The following is a 25,479-nucleotide window of genomic DNA, read 5'->3' on the forward strand; positions in this document are numbered from 1 at the left end:
GCCGCATGCACCCTTTTGCTTGCAGACATGGCAACGGCCGGATGCGTGCGCCATCAGGGCAGCGGCCGGGCCCGGTTCGGATTGATGAGCGGGCCGAGCAGATCCCCGTACCGCTCCAGCCGCCCGGCCATGTCACCGGCCAGAAAGACCAGTTCGGCGGGGCTCCGGCAGTCCTTGACCTCCGCCCAGGTGACAGGCGCGGACACGGTCGGCTCGGCCCTGGCACGCAGCGTGTACGGGGTGGCGGTCGTCTTCGCCGCCGCGTTCTGGCTGAAGTCGACGAACACCTTCCCCGGCCGCAGCGCACGTGTCATCCGGTGCACCACCAGCTCCGGAAGGTCCCGCTCCGCCTCCACCGCCAGCTGTTTCGCGTACGCCGACACCCGATCGGAGGAGGCCGGCTCCAGCGGTACGAGAACATGCAGCCCCTTCGATCCAGAGGTCTTCCCGTACGCGAGCAGCCCGTCCGCCGCCAGCCTTTCGCGCAGCCACAGGGCCACCGCGCAGCACTCCACGACGGTTGCCGGAGCCCCCGGATCGAGGTCGAACACCATTCGGTCGGCGATCCCCGGCCTGTCGGCCTGCCACTGCGGCGTATGGAACTCCACCACCAGGTTCGCCGCCCACATCAACGACGCCAGATCCTGGATGAGCACCTGTCCGGCCTGCTGCGCCATATGCCGCGGCACCTCGGCGATCCGTACCCAGGACGGGGTGCCCTGCGGGGGGTTCTTGGTGAAGAACCGCTGCCCGTCCGGCCCGTCCGGATAGCGCAGGAAGGACACCGGCCGGTTGTACAGATGCGCGAGCAGGGCTCCCGCCGCCGTGGCCGCGTAATAGTGCAGCACCTCGCCCTTGGTGGTTCCGGTGGCCGGATACAGAACCTTGTCGAGATTGCTGAGCGCCAGGCGCCGCCCCTCCACCTCGGTGATCGGCGTCATACGATAAGAATCACATGAATTTGGTATCAACGGTGATCTATCGGTATTTCCATGGACAAAGGGGTGAACGGTGAGGTCCATCTGGAACGGCGCGATCTCCTTCGGGCTGGTCAGCATCCCCATCAAGCTGGTCAACGCCACCGAGAGCCACTCGATCTCCTTCCGCCAGATCCACCTCGCCGACGGCGGCCGGATCCGCTACCGGAAGGTCTGTGAAATCGACGAGCAGGAAGTGACGGCCGCCGAGATCGGCAAGGGGTACGAGGACGCGGACGGCTCGATCATCCCGATCACCGACGAGGACCTCGGCTCGCTCCCGCTTCCCACCGCGAAAACGATCGAGATCGTCGCCTTCGTGCCCGCCACCGAGATCGACCCGCTCCAAATGGACACGGCGTACTACCTCTCCGCCAACGGAGTCCCCGCCGCCAAGCCGTACACGCTGCTGCGCGAGGCCCTGAAGCGGAGCCAGAAGGTGGCCGTCGCCAAGTACGCGCTCCGCGGCCGGGAGCGGCTCGGCATGCTGCGCGTCGTCGACGACGTGATCGCGATGCACGGCCTGCTCTGGCCCGACGAGATCCGCGCCACCGACGGTGTGGCCCCGGAGACCGACATCACGATCCGCGAAGCCGAACTCGACCTGGCGGACGCCTTGATGGCCACGCTCGGCGAGGTCGACATGGATACCCTCCACGACGACTACCGCGAGGCGGTCGAGGCGCTGATCGCCTCGAAGGCCTCCGGCGAGGCACTCGAACCGGCAGCATCCGGCGACATCGGCGGTGGCAAGGTCATCGACCTGATCGCGGCACTGGAGAGCAGCGTCCGGGCGGCGAAGAAGGCCCGCAGCGAGGAGGTGGAAGAGGCGGAGGAATCCGAGAGCGCACCGGTGGCCGAGGTGACGTCGCTCGCCACCCGCAAGAAGAGCGGCGGAACCGGCGCGAAGAAGAAGGCCTCCGCGACCGCCACCCCCCGGAAGACCGCCGCGAAGAAGTCGACACCGGGCAGAACCCCGGCAAAGAAGACCACCGCACGGTCGACCACGAAGTCGACCGCGAAGACGGCGACGAAGAAGACCGCGAAGACCACGGCCAAGAAGGCAACCCCCAGGAAACGCGCCTCGGCCTGACGGGACGCCGGCAGTCGCTGCCGCCGGGACCGGGCGTCCGCAGGGCTGCCACGCAGGACTGCCCCGGAGCCGAAGCCCCGGAGCAGTCATCGCGTCGAGCTTGTGCGTCAGTGCCGGCGGTACGAGTTCACGTATCCGGCTGCCGGAGTCCCGACACCCGTCACGTCGTCGTATCCCTTGACCGCCTTGAGCGAGGCGTCCTTGCCGAGGCTGCGCACCGACGTCAGCAAGCCGTCCGCCGCGTCGGAGCTGTTGGCGAAGTCGACGCGGGCGACCGCGAGGTCACGCTTGGCACCCAGCGGGTGGTCGGTGACATCGTGGTACGTCTTCGAGCCGTACCGGGCGTAGATCGCCGGGTTGGCGAAGCCGAGCGGCCGGCCGTGCTGGGCCTGCTGCGCGAGCGCCTGGACGCCCGCGATGACCGGCGCCGCCAGCGACGTACCGCCGATGCGGTACTCGTCGTAGCCGAGGGAGCCGTCGGGCAGCGTCTGCGTCTGGCCGACCAGGAAGCCGGTGTTCGGGTCGGCGACCGCCGCGATGTCCGGGGCGGTACGCATCCGGGCCTTGCCGTTCGCCCGCGCGAGCGAGTCCGGGACGACACCGCGCTGGTAGAACGGCTGCTTCACGGTCGAGCTGGTGCCGCCGCCCGCGCCCGAGGTGTACGCGCCGGGGAAGCCGGTCCAGCTCTTGCCGTCGGCGGCGAGGGACGCCTTCAGCGTGCCCCAGCCGGTCTCCCACTGGTACGTGTCGTGCTTGCCGACGGCCAGTGAGGTGCCGCCGACCGACGTCACCCAGGCAGAGTTGGACGGGACGTCGATCTGCTTCGTGCCGGTGGACGCGACGTTGTCGCCGTCGTCGCCGGAGGAGAAGTAGAAGCCGATGCCCTCGACCGCACCCATCTTGAAGACCTGGTCGTACGCGGCTGCGACGTCCGGGGTCTCGTTGGCCTCGACGTCGCCCCAGGAGTTGGAGACGATGTCGGCGAGCCGGTGGTCGACGATCTTGTTGAGCGAGTCCAGCAGGTCGGCGTCGTAGCAGGACGCGCCGCCCACGTAGACGATGTTGGCGGCGGGCGCGACCGCGTGCACGGCCTCGACGTCGAGGGTCTCCTCGCCGTACCAGCCGGACGCCCCGCACTCCTCGGTCTTCGTATAGTCGTCCGGCAGGACCTGGCTGAGCTGCCCGTGCCTGTACGGGGCGTCGCCGTTGCGCTTGGCGTACTCGGCGGCGTCCTTCGCGATGGTCGGCGAGGCGTACGCGTCGGTGATCGCGACGGTCACGCCCTTGCCGGTCCATCTGCCCGCACCGTACGCGGCGCGCAGCTGCTTGCCGGTGTAGCCCTTGATCGCGTACGGGACCTTGGAGCCGTACGCGCTCGGCAGCGTCGAGGCCGTCCTGGAGCCGAAGTACGAGGAGAACGGACCGGAGTTGCGGAACACCGCGTCCGGCGGTGGCAGCGTCTCGTCGTGGCTCGACTTGTGCGGCGCGTTGTCCAGACCGGAGACGGCGAGGACGGCGTCGCTCAGCGCGGCCGGGACGGAGGCCGTGGAGGACGGGGCGCGGTAGGTCCGGCTGCCCTTGCGGTAGTTGCGCAGCTGGGTGCTGAACGCCTTCTCGGCCGCGGCGACGTCACCGGTGGCGGAGACGTAGTGCTGATGGGCGCCGGTGACGGTCAGCCCGCTCGACTTCAGCCACTGAACGACCTGGTCGATCTGGTGCTGGGTCGCCCCGAAGCGGGCCTGCGCCTCCTTGGCGCTCAGGTACTTCCCGTACGAAGGGGACTTCGGGTCGGACACGGCGGCGGCGTAGGCGGCCAGCCCCTTCGCGTCCCGGCCGGCCAGATGGACCCGGACACTCACCTTTCCGCTGTCGGCGGTGGCCCCCTGGTCGGCCTTGGCCGTGGCCCAGACCGGCTTGGTGCCCTGCAGAGCATCGCGGCCGGCGGGTGCGGAGTCCGCGCTGGCGGACGGTATGCCGAGGGCGAGTGCACCGGCGAGCAGCGGCAGTGTCGCTGCCATGCTCAGCCCGGCGCGACGTCTGGCACGACTGGTTCTCATGAAACCCCCTGCGATGTGGTTCTTCGCGTGTGGAGCATGTGCCGGATGATGTGCACATGTAAGCCGCCACTCTGGCGAGGAACCCTTTACGTAAGGGGCATGCGTTCACCAAGAAACTGTCAAGAGGAGCCGTGCGAAGGGCATTTCGAGGTGAAAGTCCGGAAATGCGTGCAGCCGGGAGGGTACTGCTCCGGCCGTCTTTGACCGGTTGTCCGCGCGTGTCTGTCCGGAAAGGGGCCATTGCCTCGCGAACGGGACTGCTCCGCCGGACCGCAGGAGAACCTGAGGACGCGCCGGTGCGCAGGATGCCGGCCGAAACGGAAAGGGGACCCAGTGACCACGCAGTCCGCAGGGATCACCGAGAAGAACCCGCTGGCGCAAGGCTGACGGGATTGGTCAGGGAGGGCAGCCAGCCCGTACGAGCTCTCGACGACGTACGTACAACTCGTATACGTGTAGCCGGGTTTGATCCGCGACCCGGACGAGTAGCTGTGGACGGCCACGCTCGCACCCGTGCCGTGCTTGTACAGGAAGTGGTACTCGCCCGCAGGAAGCCGCAACCGCGCCTCCGGATAGTTCCTGCCGCCGGACTTGCAGGCGAGCGACGACCCGCTGCCCTCCGAGGTGTACTGCCGACAGCTGCCGCACCCCTTGAGTGAGACGCGGCCGTGACCGGACCGGTGTAGAGGATCTCGACGCCGCTCGGGGCGTCGTTGCTGATCACGAGCTCCGTCCGGGAACCGCCCGGACTCCCGGACGGCGGCAGCCGCCTGCCCGCCGCGGGCCGGTCGGCGGCGATCTCCGCGGCGATGGCGATGTCCCGGGCGTGCGCCCGCCGGCGCGGCACCCCTGACCGCGCCCGGCCCTCCCGCCATCCTCGCGGCCACGAAGGGTGTCAATCGGGGTGAAACATCCACGAACGGCCCATCACACAGCTCCCCGGGCCGCCCCCGTCAGTAGACTGAGAGGCGCCGCGACTGGCGCGCATCCCGGCAGGGGTGATCCGTGGAACCGACCACGAGGAAGCGGCACACTCCGGGCCTGCCTGGAGGCGTTACCGCCGGAGAGCCGTCCGCCTGGGCAATCCGGGTCCACGCCGCAGCCATGCGCCAGACCCGGGAGGATCCCGTGACGACACCCGAGAACCGCCGCCCCGCACTCACCGCCACCGACCCGGAGCTCGCCGCCCTCGTCACCGCGGAGGAGCAGCTCCAGGCCGACACCCTTCGCCTGATCCCCAGTGAGAACTACGTCTCCGCAGCCGTGCTGGAGGCCTCCGGCACAGTGCTCCAGAACAAGTACTCCGAGGGCTACCCCGGCAAGCGGTACTACGAGGGCCAGCAGATCATCGACCAGGTGGAGACGGTGGCCGTCGAACGGGCCACCTCCCTCTTCGGCATGGACCACGCCAATGTGCAGCCGTACTCCGGATCGCCCGCCAACCTCGCGGTGTACCTGGCTTTCCTGCAGCCCGGCGACACCGTGCTCGGCATGTCGCTGCCGATGGGCGGCCACCTCACACACGGCTGGGGCGTCTCCGCGACCGGCACCTGGTTCCGCGGTGTGCAGTACGGCGTCCGCCGCGACACCGGCCGCATCGACCTGGACGAGGTCCGCGACCTGGCCCGCGCCGAGCGCCCCAAGCTGATCTTCTGCGGCGGTACGGCCGTACCCCGGACGATCGACTTCGCCGGCTTCGCCGAGATCGCCCACGAGGTCGGTGCCGTCCTGGTCGCCGACATCGCCCACATCGCGGGCCTGATCGCGGGCGGCGCCCACCCCTCGCCCGCCCCGTACGCCGACGTGGTCTCCACCACCACCCACAAGACCCTGCGCGGTCCGCGCGGCGCGATGCTGCTGAGCCGGGCGGAGCACGCGCGCGCCATCGACCGCGCCGTCTTCCCCGGCCTCCAGGGCGGCCCGCACAACCAGACCACGGCGGCGATCGCGGTGGCCCTCAAGGAGGCCGCGACCCCCGGCTTCGGCGACTACGCCCACCAGGTCGTCGCCAACGCCCGCGCCCTGGGTGTGGAGTTGGCTTCCCGCGGCTTCGACCTGGTCTCCGGCGGCACGGACAACCACCTCTTGCTGATCGACCTCACCGGCAAGGACGTACCCGGCAAGATCGCGGCGAAGGCCCTGGACCGGGCCGGCATCGTCGTCAACTACAACGCCGTTCCGTACGACCCTCGCAAGCCCTTCGACCCGTCCGGCATCCGCATGGGCACCCCGGCCCTGACCTCCCGCGGGATCCCCGCCTCCGAGATGGGCACGGTCGCGGAGTGGATCGACCGCGTCGTCGAGGCGGCCCGCACGGGCGACGAGTCCGCCGTCGAGAAGGTGCGCGGCGAGGTGAAGGCCCTGATGGACGCGTATCCGGCGCCGGGTCTGCCGGTGGCGTGACCTGACCGCGTGATGTCCGCCGGATCCCGCACCCCGGGATCCGGCGTCCGTCACCGGCTCGGCCGTACGGTCCTGCCGGTGGCAGACCGCTGGGGTGTGGACAACCGTCCGGCCGGAGTCGGGAAAACGGTCTGGGCGGAACTGGTGGCCCCCGGCATCGTCCCTGCACCAGCAGAGACCGAGATCGCGGCGGTGACCGTCCGCCCCGGTCAATCCGTCCGCCGTCCTGTGTGACCGCACGGTCGCCACCTGGCTCGCCCTGGCCCGCACCGACGACCTGCGCGTGATCACATCCGCGGCCACCCTGGCGGAGGTGGTTCACCCGCGCACCAACCGCCCAGCCCTGGAATGATCGAGTACTTACCGGTGTGCTCGCTCATGCCATCCATCCCACCTGCGATCCTCCCGATGCTCCGGTGGAGCTGGACAAAGGGGATCACCCCGCCCCTTTCCATGCGCGCTCGCGCCCTCCATGTGTCCCGTAACGCGGGGCGCCGTGCGGCAGCCAACTGGTAGCGCCCGCTTCGCCTCGGGAAAGCCACAGGTCAGGGGGCTGGATCAGATGCTGGACAGCGTCGTCGCCAGCGACTGGAACCAGGCGCCGTAGGAGAACGGCTCGGGCGGGCCTACCTCCATGCCGAGTTCGGCGGCTGCCAAGGCGTAGTCCCCCTCGTCCAGGGGGAGGGTGAGCAACTCGTGGAGTTCGCCCACGAGGCGTGCGACCAGTTGGGGGTCGGTGGTGGCCGCGTAGTCGGCGGCGGCCGCGTCGTGGTCGGGGAACTCGTCGACGATGTCCTGCGAGAACCAGCCCCCGAGCAGCTGCGCGGTCTCCGGGAAGCGTGCGTGCCACTCCCAGTGAGTCTGCGGGGACGACGGTTCCGGGACGTCGCCTTCCTCGATGCTCTTCTTCAGGTGGTCGGCCAGCACCATCAGCCAGCCGCCGATCTCCGACTGGGGCATCCCGGTGTCCGGGATCGCGTAGAACTCGCCCAGGCCGTGCCGGATGCGGCCCGGAGGGTTGCGGCTGTACTCGCGCAGCTGGCGCTCCGCCTCCGCGATGGCCGAGGGGCGGGTGTGCCAGGTGCGACGGAGGTACGCGTCCAGCGCGCGGCTGCGCCGCTCCGGGGTGTCGTCGGCCGGCTGCCCCAGGTACGCGCGCATCACCTGGTCCAGCTCGCCGTACCGGCGGTCGTGTTCGAGGGGCTTCATGGACATGTGCGTGCGGCCCCTACAGGTAGAACGGGACGGTCGTGTGGACGACGAAGCCGTGCGGGCTCGACGGTTCGCGGCGCAACACCACGCGCGCCGCGCGGACATCGACGGGCCCCTGCCCGGCCAGCAGGTCGGCCTCCAGCTGGACCCGGCCCACGGGATCCTCGCGGGAGGGCCAGGCGGCCTCGATGGTGAGGCGTGCCCGGGTGCCCTGGGCGAGCCAGCGGTGGACGGCCTGCTCGTTGGCGGTCACCACCTGCTGGGTGGCCCATTGGGCGGTCTCCCGGTCGGGATAGGAAGCGGAACGGGTCAGCACGGGGGAATCCTCTCAAATCACCTGGTCAGGAGCTGCGCTCATTCGGATCGGCATTCGGATCGGCAGCCGGGTCCGCAGGCGGATCAGTAGTCGGAGAAGTTCCAGAACATGCCCACCTCGGTGTCCGTGACGACGACCAGACCGTAGTCCTCCGTGTAAACGCTCAGCAGGCTGTACCCCCAGTTCGGCGTCGTGAAGTCGAGCGTGCCAGGCACAGGGCCGGGCCTGCTGACGTTGGTGTGATAGGTGGCCTCGTCCCCGTAACGCGCGAGGATCGTGCGCGCCATCGCCCGTAGCTCCGCCTCGCTCTCTGTGAAGCGCTCCAAGTTGGACAGGGTGCAGCAGTCGTCCGTGAGGGCCAGCAGCAGGTTCTCGGCGCTGGCCTGGTTGATCTCGTGGAGGCGCTGCGCGACGTACTCCGGGGAGTGGACGGCGAACGGGTACGTGGGGAATCCCTCGCGCTCCGGGCTCTGCGCCGCGTCGTCGAGACCGGCCCAGCCCCGAGGGTCCGGGACGGCCCGGGCCATCAGCGCGAGGACGTCGAGGATCCAGTCCTCGTGGCGACGCGGGCCCGTGGCGTCGTACGGGTACGCGTCCTCGTACAGGTGGCGTACTGCGGCTTCCCAGGACGCCTGATCGACGGACATGTGGTGCTGGCCTTTCTCGGCGGGGCGCTAGGACTTGGAGGGCATCGACGTCATGACGGTGAACGGTGGGGTGCGGCTGCTGTCGTACCGGATTCGCGTGTCGATGCCGTTCACGTCGTACGCCTTGGCGTTCAGGCCGCCCTGCTTGTACCCGGACAGCGGGTCGTTCGGGTCCACCGGCTGCTTGCTCACGCTGCGGCCACTGGTCTCGCCGTTGGGCGCCGTCGCGTAGAACGACTTGACGTCGCCGTCGGACGCCGGCGGTGGGCCCTTGATCCACGCCTCGATGGCGGCCTTGTTCTTGTTGAGGGTGTACTCGGTCAGCTCCTCCGCGCGCTGGTAGTTCGGGAAGGCCGAGGAGCCGCTTGGCATGGGCTTGCCATACGGCCAGGCCTGCGTCGGGCCGTTCGACTGCTGGTCGCGCAGGCGCTGCGCGAGCTGCTCGTCCGTCTTGCCGACGTGCTTGTCCAGGGTATGGCCGTCCGCCATGTACTCGTTGGCGGCGAGGTTCAGGTCGTAGTTGCCGTTCGAGTCGACCTTCAGCCAGACCTGCGAGTCCTTGAACTCCTCCAGGGCCCGGGCGCCGAAGCCCTGCGCACGGGCGACGCCGGCCTCGAACTTGGGGGCGCTCAGGTACGCCTCGTCCAGCGGCTCCTTCAGCGCCTCCATGCGGGTGGTCAGACCCGCCAGAATGCCGGTGTACGTGTCGACGATCCCGTTCAGCTTGGCCGTGTCGATGTTCAGCACGGTCTTGACGTCGAACGACAGGACCAGGCCCGCACCCTTGCCGATGACGGACGTGACGGTGCTGAGAATGCTCTTGGGGTCCTTGGGCTTGGCCAGGTCCTCGATGATCTCCTTGGCGGCCTTCCACATGGCGCGGTGGAGCTCGTCCGCGACATCGCGGTTCAGGTCGACGGCAGCTTCCGCGTACTCGCGCAGGATAGTGGCGATGTTGTCGGCCGTGTCCTTCAGTACGGCCAGCACCGGCTCGCTGCCCGTGGGCACGCGGGGCGTGCCTGGACCGGAGCCGGCCGTCTGCGCCCACTGGTAACCGTTCCGCTGCTGCCCCCAGGCCGTCGCGCCCCACAGGGCGCTGCAGAAGGTCCGCATCGCGGCTTCCCAGTCGGCCTGCTGGTGGTTGGTGATGGCGCCAACGGCCTGGGTGAGTTGGTCCGCCCCCAGCGACGCCGTGATGGAGACGCTCATCCAGCTGTGGCACAGGGAGTTGAGGTAGTGCTGCTGCGGGAAGGGGTGGACGTCCGCGACCTTGCCGACCCGGAACACGTGCTTGCACAGGGGCTGGAGGACGTCCCGGACGATCTCCGGGATCCCCTCCATCAGACCGCGCAGGATGTCGTCGCCGTCGTCGTCGCCCCACTTGATGTCGGGTATCGAGTCGAAGTTCGGGGCCTTGTCGATGACCGTGGGCCGCGGGCGCTGCTCGGCCGTCTTCCCCGGCTTGGGGTGGGTCGCCGCGTCCGCCCGGGTGTAGGCGTTGGCCGTCTCGGTGAACCCGACTGCTACGCCGCCGACGCTGAGCACGGATCTGCCCCAGACCTCCAGCCCGCGCACGTCCCCGATGAGCTGGGCTTCGCCACCAAGCCCAGGCTGGCCGAGCAGATGATCGAGCGGATCCTTGCCGACCTGCCGACCTGCCGACCGGGCGCGTGTGGGTGGCCGCGGACGAGGTCTACGGCCGCGACGGGGCCTTCCGTGCCTTCCTGGAGCGGCACCGCCTGCCTTATGCCGTCAAAGTGCCGGCCGACCACACGGTGCTGCCGCGCCCGGGCTGGCGGCACCTGGCCCGCCTGGTCGAACGCGTCGCGGGCGACCAGGACTGGGTCGAGCTCGCGGCCGGCCCGCGCCAACTGGACTCCCGCGCCTGGCAGTGGTGGGTGCGCCGCATCCCGGACCCCGATTCGGAGGTCGGGGAGGGTGCCTGGGCCCGGTGGGTGATCGTCCGCCGCCGCCCGGCCGAACCCGACAAGCGGGACTACTACCTGGCCTGGGGCCCGCAGGAGACCGAGGTGGAGGAGCTCGTACTGGTGCCCGGGGCGCGCCGGCGGGTGGAAGAAGCTATCAAGCTGGCCAAGTCGGCGGCCGGGATGGCCGACTACGAGGTGCGCTCCTTCCACGGCTGGTACCGGCACATCACCCTGGCGCAACTGGCCGCCGCCTTCCTGGTCGCCCAGGCCGCCGCCGCACGCGAACAGGCCACTCCCCGGCCCGACAGGCCGCTGGGGCAGAGAGGGGGACTTCCGAGGTCCCACCAGCCTCGATGGCACCGCCCCGATCGCCTATACCGCCTACGAGGTCCGTCGACTCCTTGAGGTGATGGCCCCTCAGCCCGCACCGAAGGAGCGGATCAGGCACGGACTGCACTGGTCACGCTGGCGCCGCTACCACCAGGCCTCGCCCGCGCCTGTCACCGACGACGCAACCACAGCCGCTCAGCCGCACCCGGCACCCCACGACCCCCGCCGAACAGAGCCGAGCAAACTACAGCGGCGGTACTGATCTACGACTGAAGGGGCTAGTACTCCAGCTGTAGATCGAGATCTTCATGGCCCGTCTCAGCGGAGCAGGGCTTCGCCTCTGACTGTTCTGGCGTAGAGCACGATTCGTCCTGTTCGGTGGGGTACGACGAGGCCGGCTTGGGTGAGCTTGTGCAGCTGTGCGGATACACCGCCAGGAGCCAGTCCGGTTCGGTTGGCGAGCTCCAAAGTGCTGGCTGGGGTTTCGAGGAGGTTGAGGAGCATGGCTCGGGTGGCGCCGAGCGCTGGGGCCAAGTCGGAGGTGTCGGCGCGTGATTCCCACAGGGTTCCGATGCCACGGACGGGGTAGCGGATCACGGGAACCCAAGGCGCCGATGTCTTGACGTAGAGCCTTGGCCACGCGAACGCCGACGGCACCAGGACCAAGCCGCGTCCCTCTAGTGAGCGATGCGGATCGACAAGACCTGCCTGTCGGTTGACGATCCGTAGAGTTCCGGTGGCCTGATCGAAGGCGAGGTCGGGGTGGATGTCGGCGAACATCGCCGCAGGTCCGCGCTCAGTCAGGGAGCGGGCCCGGTAGTGGATATCGGACTCGAGCAGGGCTTGGATCTTCGGCCAGGTCGGGGCCAGGGCGCGCTGCCAGTAGCGACGTAGGTCAGCGACGATCGTCTCCATTTCGCGTCGGGGCGCGCGCAGCATCGGTGCCAAGCTGGCCGGTAGATCGCCACCGAAGACTGCGGCCAAGTCACGGCGGACGACATCGGACGGGGTGCGGCGCACCTCGTCGAGTTCGTCGTCGAGCGCGGTCAGGGGTGAGAGCGGGGTGGGCGCAAGGAACCCGGGAAGGTGGCTCGGGGGGCCTGCGGTGAGGTCGCGGGCTGCGGCCGTTCCAGGTCCGGTGAGGAGCGGGTCGTGGCGGTGATCGGACAGCCATGGCATGTGGATCGCGTGGCTTGCCGACTGGGTCAGTGTCCTGATGGATGCCAGCAGCTCCCAGGCCGGCGAGATGGCCCAGCGCAGATGGCTCAGATCAGCCGTGTCCAAGGCCAGGGTGAGCGTGGGCGTCATGAGCATTCACTCTAGCGTGAATCCATTGAAGAGCGTGATGAGTTCCCGGACGCTGCCTGCCATGACTGAGACAATCGCGGCGGGTTCGGCGGCCGCTCCACGGGAGCGCACTCGGTATCTCACGGCGTCCGGGGTTGCGCTGTGGGGTGCCCAGATTGGTCAGGTGGCCGTTCCGTTGACGGCGGTCACCATGCTGCACGCGGGGGCAGAAGGGACGTCGCTGTTGCAGACCGCGCTGACGTTGCCCTTCGTGATCCTTGGATTGCCGGTCGGTGCGTGGTTGGACCGGGTGCGGCGCCGTCCGGTCATGATCGGCGCGGACCTGGTGCGGGCGGCTGCGCTGATCACCGTGCCCGTTGCCGCGCGGTTCGGGCGTTTGACGATGACCCACCTGCTGGCAGTCGTGGTGATTCAGGGCGTGGCAACGGTGTTCTTCGACCTGGGCGCCCAGAGCTTCGTCAAGGATCTAGCCCCCGGTGCCCTGCTCGCGCGCACCAACGCGCGCTTGGCCACGATCACCCAGGCAGCGCTCATCGGGGGTCCACCGTTGGCTGGGTGGGCGGCCGGACTGCTGACCGCGCCCATGGTGCTGCTCGTCATGGCCGCGGGATACCTGTGGTCCGCAGGGTGGTTGTCCACGCTCACCACGCGGGAGCGTCCGGCCAGCGATGCCCCTCGACGGCACCTACTGCACGAGATCGGCGAGGGCGTCACGTTCGTCGCCCGCCAGCCTGTCCTACGCACCGTGGTGATCGCCGGCTCCATGGTCAACATCGGTATCGCCGGAGTGATGACGCTGCTCCCAGTGCTCGCGCTGACCGAGCTCGGATGGAGTGAGAGGACTCTGGGGATGTTCCTCGGCACTGGCGGTGTCGGCGGCCTGATTGGCGCCGTGACAGCCGTCAGGCTGGCCGACAAGCTCGGCGCAGGTCGAGCGGTCCTGCTCGTCGGGATCGCGGTCGCACCACTGGCTATCGCCATCCCTCTGCTCGGCCGACCTGTGCCCGGCCCCATTGCAGCTGTCGGGTGGGCGCTGGTCATGCTCAAAGTCGGCTTCGACTCCGTCCTGATGATGACTTTCCGGCAGCAAGTCACCCCTGCCAGCCTCATGGCCCGTGTCAACGGCACCATGCGCGTGCTCTTCACCGGCGCTGTCGCGCTTGGCGCCGCAACAACTGGTGCTCTGGCCACGGCCAGTGGTATCCGGTGGGCCCTGGGAGCCTCGGCCGCGTTCCTGGCCTGTGTGTGGATCCCGATCGCGCTGTCGCCGGTTCGGCAAATGACCACCCTCGGAACCAGCCCGTGACCCGGCCGCGTCCGGGCGCGATCGCAGGCGTGATGCTCCTTGTCGCCCTCGCCTAGTACTCCAGCAGGAATTCGGTGTCTGACCTGTGGGTTTCACCGGGTGGCGGGAGTGTTAGCGGGGCTTTGAACGTGCAGGGGCGGTCTCACGGAGACCGCCCCTCGAACGTGTGACACCACCGCAGGTAGTGACAGCGGCGGGGCAGCCTCCCAAGGTGATCGTCGAGCACGCCACCGCCTAGTGGGACCTCGAACTGGACGATCTCTTCCTGGCCACCGGCCACCGCTTCGGCCGTGTGGAGCTTCGCCGCCGCATGCGTGACCGCGGACTGGGAGGCGTGGACGGCGGCGACGTCGTTGGCGAGGTTCGCGGCGCGTTCCCTCCAGCCGGGCCGTTCGCCTGCCAATACGTCCAGCAGGCCAAAGGATGCCTACTAATACTCCAGCCGTAGATCGTGATCACGCCGGCGGGCTGACGGAGCTCGATCGCCCTGCTGACGGTGTCGGTACTGGAGTGGCGGCATTGGCGCAGGCGGGGCGGGTCCGGGCGGAGTAGGAACGGGCGGCCGCGATGAGGCCAAAGCCCAGACCGCCAAAGGCCAGCCCGCCGAACGCGACCATCCAGGTGATCCCGGAACTGGTGGTGAACGCACCGGACGGCTCCAGCTTCGGCAGCACTCCGATGCCGATGAGCGGGGCCGTGATCAGCAGGACGACTCCGTACACCGACAGGCCGACCGCGCACAACCAGGCCGGCAGCAAGAGCAGTAGCCGTGGAACTCGCCGCCCGGAGAGGAACAGTGTCCAGCGGGGGAAGACTTGTCCCCACGGGTGCAGCAGTCCCAGGAGCAGGAAGACCGCGGCCGCCGCGGCCAGCACGGTGACGTCGATTCCCACCGATGCGAGGGCCTTCGCGACCCCCGACGCGCCCGCGTTGCTCTCCCGCCACCCCTGGGCCGTCACACCGATCGCATCGCCGCCCAGCGTCCAGATCGTCTTGACTGCGGCCCACGGCAGGAGCCCGCCCATGAGCAGGTAGACCGTGACTCTGGTTCGCCTCGACGCGAGGGAGGGGCCGGGATGGGCGAGCGGACCGTCAAAATCACCTGGATGGTCGTGTCCGCACCGCGGGCACCTGCCGCGCAGCCGTCGGCGGTACGACATTGCGACGAGGATCAGAAGTGCGGCGCCCACCGCGCTCAACAGCGTATGCGCCAGGCCGGTGGCGCTCTCCACCCCGGAGAACGACGCCAGCATCACGAAGTACGCCGGCAGGCCGGCCATCCCCATGACGAACACCGGGACCGCCAGGATCAGCGACGCCGCCACCGTCACGCGGCCACGCCTGGCGAGCGTCCGGGTGGTGGCGAGGCAGGCTCCGGCGGCCAGGACGGCGAGGGCAGCCAGGAGCAGTTGGACCCCCGGCGCATACGCGACGTCCGGCGACCAGGGCACGGTGGTGCCCGATGCAGCCCATGTGACCTGGACTGCGGCGAACAACACGCCCCACGCCGCGGCGGCATGCGGTGCCCATATGGGCCAGCGCCGCGACCACACCGTCCACCCCGTGTCCTGCAACGGCGGCCTGGAGCCGGCATGTGTCTGCGAGTTCGTAGGAACAGCCACCCTGACCTCCGGTTCCGTGTTGCTGACAACCAAGACTCCCCCGCACCCGCACCGGTCACATCCAACGCACGGACCATCCGCCTCCCTCGCCTGGGGGAGGAACGAACGGGCCTTGCGGACGATTGGATCTCGCTGCACTGAAGGCTGTTCTGCACCGGTGCGGCGTGCCGACTGCACGATCTACGGCTGGAGTACTACCGCCTGTGGCAGGAGGCCCGGCTCCTCGCCTTGCCGCCGGCTGTCGTGGCCTCGCCTCTCGCGAGTCGGCCGTACGACCTTCGGCACTCGGCGCTGTCGACGTGGCTCAATGCTGGAGTCGATCCCACCGAGGTTGCCGAACGCGCCGGCAACAGCGCTGAGGTCCTCTTGACCCGTTACGCGAAATGCCTCGACGGACGGCAGGACGTTGCCAACCGGCGTATCGAGGACCTGCTTCGCGAGTACGAGTGACAGCACCCGACCACGTCCGAGGCCCCTGGCGTCCTGCCCAGGGGCCTCATCATTTGTGCTGCCCGTCAAGCAGACCTGGCGACCTGGCTCTGTTCGGAGGCGAGCAGGCGCTCAAGGTTCGTCGAATCGCTATCGAGCGCATCGAGCATATGCAAGCGAGTGTGCTTTGCCCCGCCCAGAGTTCCGCCCAGCGCTCCTCCGACGCTGATGAGCGCAACGGCAAGCGTGGTCACATCCACGAGATCCCCCAACTCGTCCATTCGTCTGCCGGCGGGCGGCGACTGAAGAGGGCACGACAGCCCCCTCAGTCATGCTCATACTCCCCGCCCGCGGCATATGGTCCAAGACCGGGACGACGATAATGAGGAGCAGGTCTGCTCGACTCCAAGGAGTCTCATCACCTGCGGGAATGCTCCAAGATCCCGTCCACGGCTCGTCCACGGACCCCGACATACGGCCGCTTCGGGCGGCACACGCCTGCACATACAGCGGGTCACCCGGTTCGCACTCGCCAACTCGGTCCTTGCCGACCGGCCCGCGTAGCCCCTCCCCGCGACGGTCCCGGTCCACATTCTGGTCAGGGTGGACCGGGTGGGTATTTGCGGTGCTAAAGTGCCGCCCATGCTGCACACCACCACCCTCGCCATGATGCGAATGATGCCCCGAATGTCGGAGGCGCTTCGCTAGCGAAGCCGTGTGCGCGCAGGACGCGACGGACCCTCCGGCAACGGGGGGTCCGTTTTTTGTTGTCCCCGTTGCCTCCCGCGCTCCTCACCGACCCCCAGTCGTCCCCGTGGCCGCCGCGTGCGGCCGACTCCATCCGGCAGGAGAACCTCGCCATGACCCACCCCCCGGTCATCTCGCTCACCGATTGCGCCGACCCCAACGCGGTGGCCCGACAGTCGGCCAGGATCGCCGCCCTCTTCGGGGCCACGCCGAGTGTCCTTCCGCTGACCGGGCCGGACCCGGAGGGCGTCGCCGCGCTCACGCTGCTCGACCTGCTGCGCGCCACCGATCTCGTCGGCGGGCCGACGCACCCGGTCGTGGTGCTGGTCAATATCGCGCCGCGGGACGGCTCCTGGCCCAACGGGGCGCCGTTCTGCTACTTCCGCCACAAGCAGCACCTGGTGATCAGCACGTTGAATCCCCGAGTCCTCGCGCCGCTGTCGACCTACCTGGACCTGACGGAGATTCAGGTCACCGACGTGCGCGAGGTGGTGGAGACGGCCGCCGCTCAGTGGGCCGAGCTGTCGCCGGCCGAGGCCGAGGAGATCGGGCGGACCCAGTTCCGCAGCCTCTGGTACGTGCCGCTGCTGGCCCGCTGGTTGGTGGACGGTCGCCCGGTCCCCGCGCGGCCGCACGTCGTGGGCGGGCCCGACCAGCGGGCGGTGGGCGCCGAGACGGCCGGCGTGGTGCGGGTCGCCGTGGTGGACAACTTCGGCAACTGCAAGCTGGACCGCCCCGTCGCTGCCATCCCCGGCCACCGGGTGGCGGCTGGTCTGTCCGTCCACAGCGCCCGCGACGGCCGCCGGATCCAGGTGCGCTGTTACGACCGGCTGCCCGATGTGCCGTACGGCGAGCCGGGCATCACCACCGGAAGTTCGGGCCTGGGATTCGCCGAACTGGTGGTGCGGGGCGGTTCCGCAGCCGAACTGTTCGGTCTGCGCGAAGGCGACCGGGTCCTCCATCCCACCAGCTGACGCGTTGTCGCGGCGTCTCGAACGACGGCCGCCTCGATTGACACCGCAGCGCAGCGCCCGGAATGCTGAAGCGCATGTCCGGAATCCTCCGCCTGGTGCGCCGTCGGCACGTTGACCACGTGCGTTGCGCCGCCGATCTGTGTCGCTGAGCGCACTACCCCCCCCCGCTTTTCTTTCGCACCGTCCGTTCCGGACAGCATTTCCAAAGGAACCCCCATGTCCCTTTCCCGCACGTCCCTCGCCACCTCGCTGGGCGCCGTCGTGGTGCTGACGGCCGCCGCCTGCGCGCCCCAGCCCCAGAGCACGGCCACGGCCACCGCAACGGCCTCCGGCAACTGCGCGACCAGCCCGAGCCTCCACCGGCAGGGGCAGCTGACCGTCGCCACCGACTCCCCGGCCTACACGCCGTGGTTCGACCACAACGACCCGTCCAACGGCAAGGGCTTCGAAAGTGCCGTGGCCTACGCGGTGGCCGGCAAGCTCGGCTTCAGCCGGAGCCAGGTGAAGTGGGTGGTCGAACCGTTCGACAACTCCTACGCCCCGGGACCGAAGAACTTCGACTTCGACATCAACCAGATCTCCAGCACCCCGGCGCGGGCGAAGGCGGTGGACTTCTCCACCAGCTACTACACGGCCAATCAGGCCGTCCTGGTACTGAACAAGTCCAAGTACGCGGGCGCCACTTCACTGGCCGCGCTCAAGGACGCCAAGATCGGCGTGCAGGTTGCCACCACCAGCTACCAGGCGGTGCTCGACGAGATAAAGCCCGGCCGGCAGCCGAGCGTCTTCAACACCACCAACGACGAGATCAACGCCCTGCAGAACGGCCAGATCGACGCGCTCGTCACCGACCTGCCGACGGTGTTCTACCTGGCCGGCACACAGGTGCACGGTGGCAAGATCCTGGGCCAGTTCGGCTACCACGGCGGCACGCCGGAGCAGTTCGGCCTGCTGCTGGGCAAGGGCAGCGGGCTGACCCCCTGCGTCAACCAGGCGCTCGCCGAGCTCAAGGCCGACGGCACGCTGGACAAGATCACCTCCCAGTGGCTGTCGGCCTCGGCCAACGCCCCCGAGCTCAAGCCGTAGCGGGTCGCACAGTGGAGCACAAGACCACGGCCGAGCTGGATCAGCAGGCCAACCCGCAGGACAAGCAATACCGGCCGAGCGAGCGGCAGCTCGAGCGGGAGCGGTTCCGCCGCGCCCGCCAGCGGCGCAACAGATGGATCGCGACCCTGTGCACCCTGGTCAGCCTGGTGGCGGTGGCGGCGACAGTGGTCGCCTCGCCCGGCTGGGACCGGCTGCACAGCCGGTTCCTGGACGGCGCGGAGTTCCGCAAGACGTTCCCCGAGATCCTGGACGGCTTCTGGCTCAACGTCCAGATGTTCCTGATCGCCGAGGTGCTGATCCTCGTCCTGGGCCTGCTGATCGCCCTGGTGCGGGTCACCCGGGCGCCCGGCCTGCAGCCGTTGCGCCTGGCCACGACCCTGTACGTGGACGTCTTCCGCGGAGTGCCGACCCTGCTGCTGGTCTTCCTGGTCGGCTTCGGCCTGCCGGCGCTCCAGCTGCAGGGCACCCCCTCCCAGCCCTGGCTGCTCGGGGTGATCGCGCTGGTGCTCTCCTACACCGCCTACGTCGGTGAGGTGCTACGGGCCGGCCTGAACTCGGTTCACCCCGCGCAGCGCAACGCCGCGCGGGCGCTCGGGCTCAGCGAGTCGCAGACCCTCCGGCGGGTGATCCTCCCGCAGGCGGTGCGTAACGTCCTGCCGCCCCTGCTCAACGACTTCATCGCACTGCAGAAGGACACCGCCCTGGTGGCCGTCCTCGGGCCGTTGGAGGCGCTGAGGGTCGCGCAGATCAAGGCGAACTACGACTTCAACTACACCCCCTACCTGGGGGCGGCAGCCCTGTTCATCGCGGTGACCATCCCCTTGACGAGGTACGCCGACCGACTGCAGCGCCGCGCTGCACAGCGCACCTGGGCGGAGGCTGGACAGTGAACGAGCCACTGCTGCGGATCAGCGCCCTGCGTAAGGCGTACGGTTCACGCCTGGTCCTGCGCTCGATCGACCTGGATGTCGCCGAGCACCAGGTGGTCTGCCTGATCGGCGGATCGGGCTCAGGCAAATCCACCCTGCTGCGCTGCATCGACCTGTTGGACGTTGTCGACGACGGCACCATCCATCTCGGCGGGACCGAGCTGACCGATCCCCGCTTGGACGCGAACCTGGCCCGCCGGCGGATCGGCATCGTCTTCCAGGCGTACAACCTGTTCCCGCACCTGAGCGTGCTGGACAACATCACGCTCGCCCCGCGCCAGGTGCACAAGGTGCCGCGCAGGCAGGCCGAGGAGTCGGCCCGCGAACTGCTCGCCAGGTTGGGCCTCGCGGACAAGGCGCACGACTACCCGGACCGGCTCTCCGGCGGCCAGCAGCAGCGGGCCGCGATCGCCCGGGCCCTGGCCACCGACCCGCAGGTGCTGCTCTTCGACGAGATCACCTCGGCGCTCGACCCCGAACTGGTGGGCGAGGTGCTGGACGTGGTCACGGACCTGAAGGAGCGCGGCCTGACCATTCTGATGGCCACGCACGAGATGGGCTTCGCCCGGCAGGCCGCTGACCAGGTCTGCTTCCTCCAGGACGGCGTGATCCGCGAACAGGGCACCGCGGAGCAGGTGCTCACCGACCCCCGCCAGGAGTCGACCCGGCGCTTCCTGTCCCGCGTGCTGGAACGCTAGTGTCCCGAAGTCCTTGATCCCTCGGCAGTCTCCGGCGAGGGACTCGAGGATCTGGTCGGCGGCCTTCGTCCAGACGTAGGGCCTCGGGTTGTCGTTACAGTCTGCAACCCGAGGCCCGGACGTCGCGCAGCATCGGACCCCGCCATCTCTGAGGGCTGACCAGGGCAGATGCTCCACGATCCTGTCCACGAACAGTCCACAGACGGCGTCATAGTGCCGCTCGCGGCCGCACACGCCTGCACATACGCGAAGACCCCGGCCTCAGCGTTTCCGCTGGTGACGGGGTCTTTGGGCGCCTCATGAAGGGTGCCCCCGGTAAGGCACCCGAGCCTGATGACGAGTAGAGGCAGGACTGAAGGGGGGCCCTCACCGACGAGGGCTTGGGTCAGATCTTGATCACGGTGGCCTGGCCGCCGCACAGGGCGGTCAGGTCCTCGGGGTCCGAGGTGAGGATCGTGACGGGGCCGGGGGCGGCGAGGGCGGTGGCGCTGAGCATGGCGTCGATGGCGTACCTGTGGCCGTGCAGGCCGGTGCCGGCCAGGAGGGCGGCGGCGTGCCGGGCGATCGGCTCGGTGACCGGCTCCACGATGAGGCGGGAGAGGGTCCACTCCAGGGCGGGGCGATTGATCCGGGGATGGACCACCTCGACCAGGGTGGCCGCAGACGTGATCACCCTCAGGTCGTCGGCGCGGGCCAGGGCGAACCAGCCGGTGACCGTACGGTCGCGCAGCACGGCCTTCGACAGCCCCTCGCTGTCGAGAACCAAGGTGCCGCCGGGTACGGCGGGAGAGCGGGTCACGCCGCGTCCGTCCTGCCGCGGGTCTGCTCGAGGCAGGCCTGGTGGAGCTGGTCGCGCAGCGCCTGGATCTCCTCGTCGGTGACGGGGCCGTGCTCGGCCTCGGCGACCTGGATGAGTTCGTTGAGGTTGTCGCGTTCGATCTGCCGGGCGACGGCGGCGGCCACGTAGGCGGACAGACCGGAGGGACCGCTGCGGGCCTTGGCGGCCTCCGCGATGTCGCGCGGCATGGTAATCGAGTATTTGCCGGTAGGCTCGCTCATGCCCTTTATCCTACCTCCAATCATCCTTGATGGGTTATCCATCCGTCTGCTCGCTATGGGGCGACCCCGTTGAACAGGATTGACCGAGGACGCGGACTGTCGGAACGCAGTGATCTCAGGGAGCGTGATCACTTGGACAGCCGACGCGCACGTCGGATACTGGCCATACCCGGCCAAGCATCGACGTGCGGGGGTTGCCCATGATCCGACGTGATGCGCTGGCGGAGTACGTTCGCGGATCGCTGTGGGTGCTTCCCACCCTGTCCGTGGTGGCCGCACTGGTCACCGGGTCGTTGCTGTCCCTCGTCAAGACCGGCTCGGGCTCGCCGCTGGCGTTTCAGGGGACCGCCGACGATGCCCGGACGCTGCTGATCGGGATCACCGGGACGATGGTGACGGTCATCGCCGTGCTGCTGGGCCTGGCCGTGGTCGCGCTGCAACTGTCATCCACCCAGTTCTCGCCGCGGCTGCTGCGCAACTTTCTCCGCGACCGGCCCAATCAGATCGTGCTCAGCGTCTTCGTGGCCACCTTCGCCTACAGCGCGGCCGGTCTCTACACGGTCGGTGTTTCGGGAGGGGGCCGCTCCGAGAACTTTCCCCGGGTTGCGGTGAGCGGCGCGCTCGTCCTGCTGTTCGTCAGCCTCGGCCTGCTGGTGTTCTTCGCCGACCATCTGGTGCACTCCATCCAGGTCGACGCGATCATGAGTGTGGTGGAGCGCAACACCGTCCGGGTGATCCGCGATGGGGTGTTCGCGAGTGGCGAGGATGTCGTCGACGTGCCGGAGTGGGCCGTGGCCATTGCCTCCCACCGCTCCGGGTACGTACAGGTGGTGCGCCCGCACCTGCTGCTGCGGACCGCGGCCGGGCACGGTGTCTGTCTGCGGCTGCGACCCCGGGTGGGCGAACACGTCGTCGCGGGAACGACGCTGGCGTGGATCTGGCGGGCTTCACCGCATGATCCCGCTCCGGCCCCTCAGGAGTTCTCGCAGGCGATGGATGCCGGCGTCCGTATCGGATTCGAGCGCACCCTGGAACAGGACGCTGCGCTCGGAATCCGGCAACTGGTCGACGTCGCCTGCAAGGCGTTGTCTCCGGCGGTCAACGATCCGTACACGGCGGTGCAGGCCATCGACCATCTGTCCGTGATCTTCTGTGTGCTCGCCCGGCGCCCCCTGGGCAACCACGTCGTCCGCGACGCCGGCGGGGCCGCCGTGATCATTCCCGGGCGGCGGTTTCCGGAATACCTCGCCGTGATGTGCGGGCTCATCCGACGCTACGGGGCCCGTGAACCGACCGTCGCCCATGCCCTGCTCCGCCTGCTCCACAACTGCGCCGCCGTGGTCGCCGACGATGCCGAGCGGTCGGCGGCGATCGAGGAACAGGCCCGCATCGTCATCGCCGACGCCGAGCGAGAGGTGGCGCAGCCGACCGACCTCGCCCTCGCCCACGCGGAGGCGGAAGCCATGCGCCGGCAAGTGGCCAGGAATCGTTCGACCGTTCACACCCCCGACAACCGACCAGACGGGCCACCAACTCCCTGACCACGTCGGCAGGCAATGCCGGCAGTCCTGCAGCGCCACGGCTTGTCCACTGCGCCCGGCAGGATTCGAACCTCGCGGTAACGCGACCGGTCGACGCCGTGTCCGTCCTGCTGCCGGCTGTGGCCGTCGAGGTAGCGGCCTTCGCCGGTTGGCAAGCCGCCGTGCTGCGCACCAGCGCCCACTGAGGCACGCACCGAGGCCCTGGACCGCCGACCCGCAACACGCCCTGGACCACCGCTTCGCCGCCTGCCCCCGGACCTCGTAGTGGGGCGGCGCTCTACAACCTCCCGAAGCCGAGACCGACAGCCCAAACCCCCACACGAGGCAATGACCCACGCCTTGATCCGTCGCTCAATCGCGGCGAGCGTCATCCGCCCCCTGACAGCGAAGACAGTCGCCGCAGGTCACGCAACCGGTGTCGACTAAATTCATTGACCAAGGACAGCCGCCGACGGGTGGCCGAAGCGGTAGGGCTCCGGAAGAAGGACTGTTATCTCCCCGAAAAGGGGTGCGGCACCCTGACTTTTCGCGAGACGCGCCCGGTGGTCGGAACGAAGTGGACGGACTCCGGTCACCGGCACGACCGGCGCGGCCTTAAATCACGTGAGGCGAACACCGACCGCCCAGTGCCGATACCACCCGTGCTGGTCGCCGGTACGCGGGCTGCATCGACGGGCACGAGGAGCTGAACAACCAGAAGATCGAGAAGGCCATGGGATGGGGCGAGGAGACCAGCGAGTGAGCTGCGCTCAACCCTGAAAACCCACTCGCCACTCACTCGCGATCAGTGACACACAACGACAAAGGGTCGGACTCAGTGAGACTGAGTCCGACCCTTTGTACTTGGCACTTTGCCTGATCAGCGGCTTGATCACGCTGTCCGGACTGCGGTGCCCCCGGCAGGATTCGAACCTGCGCACCCGGCTCCGGAGGCCGATGCTCTATCCCCTGAGCTACGGGGGCGTGTCGCCGTACTGCTTGGCGACGAATGAAACACTACCAGCTTCTGGCGGGTGTCCGTGAACAGGTATTTCCGCGCGGTCGCCGTCGCGCGTCGCCCCCGCGCCCCGGCGCAGCCGTGCCCCGCGCCGCCGGCCCGGTCGCGCGCCCGCCCGCAGGGCCGCCGTGTCGGCCATGTGCCGTCCGCCCGCCACCCGTCCGGGGCCGGAAATGGGCAAAACCCGTACGCGGCCCCTACGCCCGACCTACCCTCTGAGTGTGTCAGGGGCGTGTGGCCGCGTGCTTGTTGTCGACGACAGCAAGGTCATCCGGCAGTTGATCAGGGTCAATCTTGAGCTTGAGGGCTTCGAGGTCGTGACCGCGGCCGATGGTGTCGAGTGTCTGGATCTGGTGCATCAGGTCTGTCCGGATGTGATCACCCTTGATGTCGTCATGCCCCGGCTCGACGGTCTGCAGACCGCCACCCGGCTCCGTTCCGATCCCCGGACCAGCCATCTGCCTGTCGCGATCATCAGCGCCGGTACGCAGTACGAGGTGGACAACGGCGTCGTCGCCCGGGTCGACGCCTTCCTGGCGAAGCCCTTCGAGCCGAGCGAGCTGGTGCGGCTCGTACAACAGTTGGCGAACAGGGAGGCCCCGCCGTCGGTCGACGGCAGACACCGTGCCGGGAGGGCGGAGAGCGCCGCGGGCTGACCGCATGGCGAAACCGGGTCGCGAAAGGCCCCCCTCCCTCCCATACGCTTGTCCCGTGACCCCCGCCGATCTCTCCAGGACCGTGCTGCACGCCGTGCGCCGCGCGGTCGACGAGGACGTCCTGCGCGCGCCCGTGCCCGCGCGCGTGCGGGTGGAGAGGACCAGGCCCGGCGGGACCGGGGACTACGCCTGTGCCGTCGCACTTCAGTTGGCGGGGCCCGCCGCGCGTCCGGCCAGGGAAGTGGCCGAGATCCTGCGGGACCGGGTCGCCGGCGTGCCCGGGATCGGGCGGGTCGACGTCACCGGGCCCGGGTTCCTGAGCTTCACCCTCGACGCGTCGGCCGATGTCCGGGCGCGCGAGGCACTCGTACGTGAGGTGCTGGCGCGAGGGGCCCGGTACGGGCACGGGGACGCGCTCGCCGGAGACATCCTCCAGTTCAGCCACGCCCGCGAGGTCCGGGCGGCGGTCACCACCCACACGCTGCGCGCGATCGCGCGGACGCAGGGCGCGCTGGTGCGTACCAGTTGCGACGGGACGCCCGACCCGGACTGGGCACGGCTGGGTGTCCACGTCGACGCACAGGGGAAGCCGCCGACTCCGCTCACCGCCATCCGGCCCGTTCCCGCCGGTGCCGGCGCGGGGGAGCTGCTGCGGCGGCTCGGTCCCGACGCCACCCGGTGGGGACTGCTGCGGCCGGCCGGGCACGACCACGCCCCGCTCGGTGCGGAGCTGCTCGTCCAGGGCACCGGCAACCCGCTCTTCCTGGTCCGTTACGCCCACTCCCGGGTCTGCGCCCTCACCCGTGGCGCGGCCCTTCTCGGATTCACCGGGACGTACGACGAGGACGTCGACGCCCCCGCACTGCTGCGTACGCTGGCCGACTACCCCCAGGCTCTCGCCGCCGCCGCCCGTCACCGCGCGCCCGACCGGCTCGCCCGGCAGCTCGAAGAGATCGCGCACGCCTTCTTCGACTTCCACGACGCCTGCCCGCCGCTGCCCAAGGGCGACGAGAAACCCTCGGCCGCCCACCGCTCCCGGCTGGCCGTTGCCGAAGCTGCCGGGGCGGTGCTCGCAGGCGGCCTGTCCCTGCTCGGCATCAGCGCACCCGAAGTCCTCTGAGAGACCTGAGAGAGCAGAGCACC

At 69.3% G+C, this 25,479-nt stretch carries 24 protein-coding genes, 1 tRNA gene, 3 pseudogenes and 1 riboswitch; of the genes and pseudogenes, 14 read left to right on the forward strand and 14 right to left on the reverse strand.

The features are described from left to right. Positions 1 to 53: 53 nt before the first annotated feature. Positions 54 to 941, reverse strand: a complete 888-nt coding sequence (ligD, locus tag AB0915_RS03395) for a non-homologous end-joining DNA ligase (RefSeq protein WP_366689476.1) — start codon at positions 939 to 941, stop codon at positions 54 to 56. Between the two features lie 70 nt (positions 942 to 1,011). On the opposite strand from ligD, the gene AB0915_RS03400 reads away from it, so the two are divergent. Further along, a complete protein-coding gene (locus AB0915_RS03400) occupies positions 1,012 to 2,070 on the forward strand; it encodes a Ku protein (RefSeq protein ID WP_366689477.1) in 1,059 nt (352 codons plus the stop codon). 107 nt (positions 2,071 to 2,177) lie between these two features. Here AB0915_RS03400 and AB0915_RS03405 read toward each other — a convergent pair whose 3' ends face one another. Both AB0915_RS03405 and AB0915_RS03410 read right to left on the reverse strand, forming a co-directional pair. Beyond that, positions 2,178 to 4,127, reverse strand: a complete 1,950-nt coding sequence (locus tag AB0915_RS03405) for a S53 family peptidase (RefSeq protein WP_366689478.1) — start codon at positions 4,125 to 4,127, stop codon at positions 2,178 to 2,180. 355 nt (positions 4,128 to 4,482) lie between these two features. Beyond that, positions 4,483 to 4,962, reverse strand: a pseudogene (locus AB0915_RS03410) (hypothetical protein); the annotation flags it as partial. Between the two features lie 128 nt (positions 4,963 to 5,090). After that, positions 5,091 to 5,216: riboswitch (ZMP/ZTP riboswitch) on the forward strand. 39 nt (positions 5,217 to 5,255) lie between these two features. On the opposite strand from AB0915_RS03410, the gene glyA reads away from it, so the two are divergent. The 3 genes and pseudogenes from glyA to AB0915_RS03425 all read left to right on the forward strand — a co-directional run. Then, positions 5,256 to 6,530 (forward strand): serine hydroxymethyltransferase, encoded by a 1,275-nt coding sequence (glyA, locus tag AB0915_RS03415; RefSeq protein ID WP_366689479.1) that lies wholly within the window; start codon positions 5,256 to 5,258, stop codon positions 6,528 to 6,530. Between the two features lie 78 nt (positions 6,531 to 6,608). Beyond that, positions 6,609 to 6,764 carry a hypothetical protein gene (locus AB0915_RS03420; RefSeq protein WP_366689480.1) on the forward strand — a complete coding sequence of 52 codons (156 nt, stop codon included), beginning with the start codon at positions 6,609 to 6,611 and terminating at the stop codon, positions 6,762 to 6,764. Beyond that, positions 6,751 to 6,879: pseudogene (locus AB0915_RS03425) on the forward strand (DNA-binding protein); the annotation flags it as partial. The gene AB0915_RS03420 and the pseudogene AB0915_RS03425, both read left to right, overlap by 14 nt. Before the next feature lie 209 nt (positions 6,880 to 7,088). On the opposite strand, the gene AB0915_RS03430 reads toward AB0915_RS03425, so the two are convergent. The 4 genes from AB0915_RS03430 to AB0915_RS03445 form a co-directional block, all read right to left on the reverse strand. Then, positions 7,089 to 7,745: a contact-dependent growth inhibition system immunity protein gene (locus AB0915_RS03430; RefSeq protein ID WP_366689481.1), complete on the reverse strand. Its 657-nt coding sequence runs from the start codon at positions 7,743 to 7,745 to the stop codon at positions 7,089 to 7,091. Between the two features lie 13 nt (positions 7,746 to 7,758). Then, positions 7,759 to 8,058 carry an RNase A-like domain-containing protein gene (locus tag AB0915_RS03435; RefSeq protein ID WP_366689482.1) on the reverse strand — a complete coding sequence of 100 codons (300 nt, stop codon included), beginning with the start codon at positions 8,056 to 8,058 and terminating at the stop codon, positions 7,759 to 7,761. Between the two features lie 83 nt (positions 8,059 to 8,141). Further along, a complete protein-coding gene (locus AB0915_RS03440; RefSeq protein ID WP_366689483.1) occupies positions 8,142 to 8,705 on the reverse strand; it encodes a hypothetical protein in 564 nt (187 codons plus the stop codon). A 27-nt stretch (positions 8,706 to 8,732) separates the two neighbouring features. Beyond that, positions 8,733 to 10,280 carry an RNase A-like domain-containing protein gene (locus tag AB0915_RS03445; protein ID WP_366689484.1) on the reverse strand — a complete coding sequence of 516 codons (1,548 nt, stop codon included), beginning with the start codon at positions 10,278 to 10,280 and terminating at the stop codon, positions 8,733 to 8,735. Between the two features lie 101 nt (positions 10,281 to 10,381). Between AB0915_RS03445 and AB0915_RS03450 the strand changes: the two genes are divergently transcribed. Then, a complete protein-coding gene (locus AB0915_RS03450) occupies positions 10,382 to 11,038 on the forward strand; it encodes a hypothetical protein (RefSeq protein ID WP_366689485.1) in 657 nt (218 codons plus the stop codon). 243 nt (positions 11,039 to 11,281) lie between these two features. Here the strand turns inward: AB0915_RS03450 and AB0915_RS03455 are convergent, their stop codons facing one another. Continuing rightward, positions 11,282 to 12,271, reverse strand: a complete 990-nt coding sequence (locus AB0915_RS03455) for a DUF5937 family protein (protein WP_366689486.1) — start codon at positions 12,269 to 12,271, stop codon at positions 11,282 to 11,284. On the opposite strand from AB0915_RS03455, the gene AB0915_RS03460 reads away from it, so the two are divergent. Beyond that, a complete protein-coding gene (locus tag AB0915_RS03460; protein WP_366689487.1) occupies positions 12,270 to 13,577 on the forward strand; it encodes an MFS transporter in 1,308 nt (435 codons plus the stop codon). The two genes, AB0915_RS03455 and AB0915_RS03460, sit on opposite strands and share 2 nt — an antisense overlap. Positions 13,578 to 13,719: 142 nt before the next feature. Here AB0915_RS03460 and AB0915_RS03465 read toward each other — a convergent pair whose 3' ends face one another. Together AB0915_RS03465 and AB0915_RS03470 are read right to left on the reverse strand one after the other, a co-directional pair. Continuing rightward, on the reverse strand, positions 13,720 to 13,980 hold the full coding sequence (locus AB0915_RS03465) for a hypothetical protein (protein ID WP_366689488.1): 261 nt from the start codon (positions 13,978 to 13,980) through the stop codon (positions 13,720 to 13,722). A gap of 52 nt (positions 13,981 to 14,032) precedes the next feature. Continuing rightward, the gene (locus AB0915_RS03470) at positions 14,033 to 15,076 is read right to left on the reverse strand and encodes a hypothetical protein (protein WP_366689489.1); all 1,044 of its coding nucleotides are present in this window, start codon (positions 15,074 to 15,076) and stop codon (positions 14,033 to 14,035) included. Positions 15,077 to 15,391: 315 nt separating this feature from the next. On the opposite strand from AB0915_RS03470, the pseudogene AB0915_RS03475 reads away from it, so the two are divergent. After that, positions 15,392 to 15,649: pseudogene (locus AB0915_RS03475) on the forward strand (site-specific integrase); the annotation flags it as partial. Between the two features lie 65 nt (positions 15,650 to 15,714). Here AB0915_RS03475 and AB0915_RS03480 read toward each other — a convergent pair. Further along, positions 15,715 to 15,882, reverse strand: coding sequence for a hypothetical protein (locus AB0915_RS03480; RefSeq protein ID WP_366689490.1), 168 nt, complete (start codon positions 15,880 to 15,882; stop codon positions 15,715 to 15,717). 606 nt (positions 15,883 to 16,488) lie between these two features. Here AB0915_RS03480 and AB0915_RS03485 point away from each other — a divergent pair. From AB0915_RS03485 to AB0915_RS03500, 4 genes are all read left to right on the forward strand, one after another. Further along, the gene (locus AB0915_RS03485; RefSeq protein ID WP_366689491.1) at positions 16,489 to 17,349 is read left to right on the forward strand and encodes an SAM hydroxide adenosyltransferase; all 861 of its coding nucleotides are present in this window, start codon (positions 16,489 to 16,491) and stop codon (positions 17,347 to 17,349) included. 216 nt (positions 17,350 to 17,565) lie between these two features. Beyond that, the gene (locus AB0915_RS03490) at positions 17,566 to 18,435 is read left to right on the forward strand and encodes an ABC transporter substrate-binding protein (protein ID WP_366689492.1); all 870 of its coding nucleotides are present in this window, start codon (positions 17,566 to 17,568) and stop codon (positions 18,433 to 18,435) included. Positions 18,436 to 18,446: 11 nt separating this feature from the next. Continuing rightward, on the forward strand, positions 18,447 to 19,346 hold the full coding sequence (locus tag AB0915_RS03495; RefSeq protein WP_366689493.1) for an amino acid ABC transporter permease: 900 nt from the start codon (positions 18,447 to 18,449) through the stop codon (positions 19,344 to 19,346). Continuing rightward, positions 19,343 to 20,083 carry an amino acid ABC transporter ATP-binding protein gene (locus tag AB0915_RS03500; protein WP_366689494.1) on the forward strand — a complete coding sequence of 247 codons (741 nt, stop codon included), beginning with the start codon at positions 19,343 to 19,345 and terminating at the stop codon, positions 20,081 to 20,083. The genes AB0915_RS03495 and AB0915_RS03500 overlap by 4 nt, the downstream gene beginning before the upstream one ends. A 385-nt stretch (positions 20,084 to 20,468) precedes the next feature. On the opposite strand, the gene AB0915_RS03505 is transcribed toward AB0915_RS03500, so the two are convergent. Both AB0915_RS03505 and AB0915_RS03510 read right to left on the reverse strand, forming a co-directional pair. After that, positions 20,469 to 20,882, reverse strand: a complete 414-nt coding sequence (locus AB0915_RS03505) for a PIN domain-containing protein (RefSeq protein ID WP_366689495.1) — start codon at positions 20,880 to 20,882, stop codon at positions 20,469 to 20,471. Beyond that, on the reverse strand, positions 20,879 to 21,142 hold the full coding sequence (locus AB0915_RS03510; protein ID WP_366689496.1) for a CopG family transcriptional regulator: 264 nt from the start codon (positions 21,140 to 21,142) through the stop codon (positions 20,879 to 20,881). Before AB0915_RS03510 ends, AB0915_RS03505 begins: the two co-directional genes overlap by 4 nt. Before the next feature lie 200 nt (positions 21,143 to 21,342). Between AB0915_RS03510 and AB0915_RS03515 the strand changes: the two genes are divergently transcribed. Further along, a complete protein-coding gene (locus AB0915_RS03515) occupies positions 21,343 to 22,683 on the forward strand; it encodes a DUF2254 domain-containing protein (protein ID WP_366689497.1) in 1,341 nt (446 codons plus the stop codon). Positions 22,684 to 23,574: 891 nt separating this feature from the next. Here AB0915_RS03515 and AB0915_RS03520 read toward each other — a convergent pair. Continuing rightward, positions 23,575 to 23,646 (reverse strand) — tRNA-Arg (locus tag AB0915_RS03520). 207 nt (positions 23,647 to 23,853) lie between these two features. Here AB0915_RS03520 and AB0915_RS03525 point away from each other — a divergent pair. Further along, positions 23,854 to 24,336, forward strand: coding sequence for a response regulator (locus tag AB0915_RS03525; RefSeq protein WP_366689498.1), 483 nt, complete (start codon positions 23,854 to 23,856; stop codon positions 24,334 to 24,336). Between the two features lie 55 nt (positions 24,337 to 24,391). Continuing rightward, entirely contained in the window at positions 24,392 to 25,456 is a 1,065-nt protein-coding gene (gene nrtL, locus AB0915_RS03530) for an ArgS-related anticodon-binding protein NrtL (protein WP_366689499.1), read from the forward strand. Positions 25,457 to 25,479: the final 23 nt, after the last annotated feature.

The organism is Streptomyces sp. NPDC048411 (assembly GCF_040704695.1).
GTDB lineage: Bacteria > Actinomycetota > Actinomycetes > Streptomycetales > Streptomycetaceae > Streptomyces.

Coding starts and splice junctions, on each gene's coding strand:
- ligD (WP_366689476.1), bottom strand. CDS start 941: ATGACGCCGATCACCGAGGTGGAGGGGCGGCGCCTGGCGCTCAGCAAT.
- AB0915_RS03405 (WP_366689478.1), bottom strand. CDS start 4,127: ATGAGAACCAGTCGTGCCAGACGTCGCGCCGGGCTGAGCATGGCAGCG.
- AB0915_RS03430 (WP_366689481.1), bottom strand. CDS start 7,745: ATGTCCATGAAGCCCCTCGAACACGACCGCCGGTACGGCGAGCTGGAC.
- AB0915_RS03440 (WP_366689483.1), bottom strand. CDS start 8,705: ATGTCCGTCGATCAGGCGTCCTGGGAAGCCGCAGTACGCCACCTGTAC.
- AB0915_RS03460 (WP_366689487.1), top strand. CDS start 12,270: ATGAGCATTCACTCTAGCGTGAATCCATTGAAGAGCGTGATGAGTTCC.
- AB0915_RS03455 (WP_366689486.1), bottom strand. CDS start 12,271: ATGACGCCCACGCTCACCCTGGCCTTGGACACGGCTGATCTGAGCCAT.
- AB0915_RS03485 (WP_366689491.1), top strand. CDS start 16,489: ATGACCCACCCCCCGGTCATCTCGCTCACCGATTGCGCCGACCCCAAC.
- AB0915_RS03490 (WP_366689492.1), top strand. CDS start 17,566: ATGTCCCTTTCCCGCACGTCCCTCGCCACCTCGCTGGGCGCCGTCGTG.
- AB0915_RS03510 (WP_366689496.1), bottom strand. CDS start 21,142: ATGAGCGAGCCTACCGGCAAATACTCGATTACCATGCCGCGCGACATC.
- AB0915_RS03515 (WP_366689497.1), top strand. CDS start 21,343: ATGATCCGACGTGATGCGCTGGCGGAGTACGTTCGCGGATCGCTGTGG.
- AB0915_RS03525 (WP_366689498.1), top strand. CDS start 23,854: ATGGGCAAAACCCGTACGCGGCCCCTACGCCCGACCTACCCTCTGAGT.